Here is a 1,932-nt window from a genome sequence, read left to right as displayed (position 1 = left end):
GGGGAGTGGGATAATAGAACTAACGAAGTAATTCCTGTTTCAAGAATAGTAGATATGCTTGAAAATCCTGGCAAAGAATATGATTTTAATGGAAAGAAAAAAGTATTTCCTAATATAAAATGTATCTATTGGGCTGGTGGTAATCCAATGCACCATCATCAAGATAGAAATAGACAATTAAAAGCATTTGCTAAGGTTGATAGCTTTATAGTTCAAGATTGTTTTTGGACTGCTAGTGCAAGACATGCTGATTTAGTTCTACCGGCTACTACTGAAATAGAAAGAAATGATATAACTAAAGCACATACAAACAAATATATCTTCGCTATGAAAGAATGTATAAAGCCTATGTATAACTCAAGAAATGATTATGATATTTTTTGTGGAATTATTAAGCATTTTGGTGAAGAAAAATACCAAGCTTTTACAGAGGGTAAAACTGCAAATGAATGGATTAAATACTTTTATGAACAATCAAGAGAAAAAGCAGCAGCAAGTGGCCTATCAATGCCAACCTTTGATGAGTTCTGGGCTAAAGGCTATGTAGAATTTAAAGCTCCTGAAGAAGCTAAGAATTTCGTAAAAATGAAAGATTTTAGAGATGACCCAATTACTAATAGATTAGGAACTCCAAGTGGTAAGATAGAGATATTTTCTAAAAAGATTGATAAGTTTGGCTATGATGATTGTAAAGGCTTAGTTCAATTTTATGAACCAGCTGAATATTTAGGCAATGCTAAAAAATATAAATTAAATCTAATAACTCCACATCCAAAGTATAGATTACACTCACAACTTAATAATACTTTTTTAAGAGATTTTGAAGAAGTAGAAGGAAAAGAAAGCTTATGGATGAATCCAATTGATGCAAAAGCTCGTGGTATTAAAAATGGAGATATAGTTCGTATATTTAATGATAGAGGGGAAATACTAGGTGGTGTTTTAGTAACTGAATATGTTAAACCTGGTGTAATTAGAATGCAAGAAGGCTCTTGGTATAATCCTAATAAAAAAGGCTTATGCTTACACGGAGATGTAAATGTGCTTATAGCTGATATTCCAAGTAGCAAACTTGCTTGTGGTAATCAAGCAACTGCTTTAGTAGAAATAGAAAAATATACTAAAGAAATTCCAGCACTTGATTTATTTAGACAACCAAAGTTTAAAGCATAAATTAAATAAAGCCTAAAAGTATATTTTAGGCTTTAAAAATACTTATTAAGATAAGTAATAAAAACAAATAATAATAAGTATAAAAACATTTATAAGGATAATAAAAAATGAAAAAACTAATATTATTAAGTTTAATTACAAGCTCATTATTAGCTAATAATTATGCTTTAGAAAACACTCCTTTAAGTATTAATAATAAAACAATAGGAACAATTATTATAGGAACTAAGTTTGATATAGTTAAAAATGATAATAATAAAAGCGAGATAAAACTTACAGGCTATCGTCCTAAAGGTGGAAAAGCTATTTATGATACTTTAGGTGTCTTATCAAATAGTGTAAATCTTGATGATGCTAATGCTGTTAAAGTAATAGGAACTAAAGTAGATGATTATGATAATACTTGGGAAGTAGTAGAGATAGTAGCTAGTGTTGATAATACTAAGATTACAAATAAAGATATTATAGAAGATGGTAAGGCGTTATTTGAAGAAAGATGTGGTATATGCCATGCTTTACATGCTTATGATGAGTTTAGTAAAAATGTATGGCCAAGCACAATTAAATCTATGCAAGATAATGCAAGTTTAGATGAGAATGAATACTATCAAGTAGTAAAATACTTACAAAGAGTAGCTCCTGGTGATGATGAGTGAGTATGTTTTAAAAGTGTAAGTAAATACTAAAAAAGATTAAGGAATTTAAAAGTTTGTTTTTAAATTCCTTTTGAGTGTTTTTTAAATATCTTAGTGGTTTATT

General features: G+C 28.8%; 2 protein-coding genes. Both read left to right on the top strand.

Annotation, left to right across the window (positions count from 1 at the left end; all coding sequences use genetic code 11):
* On the top strand, nucleotides 1-1,173 hold a 1,173-nt coding region (locus AVBRAN9331_RS09630; protein WP_336612916.1), incomplete at its 5' end, for a molybdopterin dinucleotide binding domain-containing protein.
* Between the two features lie 107 nt (nucleotides 1,174-1,280).
* Nucleotides 1,281-1,829, top strand: a complete 549-nt coding sequence (locus AVBRAN9331_RS09625; RefSeq protein ID WP_239803609.1) for a hypothetical protein — start codon at nucleotides 1,281-1,283, stop codon at nucleotides 1,827-1,829.
* The last annotated feature ends 103 nt before the right edge of the window (nucleotides 1,830-1,932 follow it).

Origin of the sequence: Campylobacter sp. RM9331 (assembly GCF_020137685.1) — a bacterium.
In the GTDB taxonomy this organism is placed as follows: Bacteria; Campylobacterota; Campylobacteria; order Campylobacterales; family Campylobacteraceae; genus Campylobacter_E.
The sequence above is the reverse complement of the archived record's forward strand: the minus strand, read 5'-3'. Positions and strand labels throughout refer to the sequence as shown.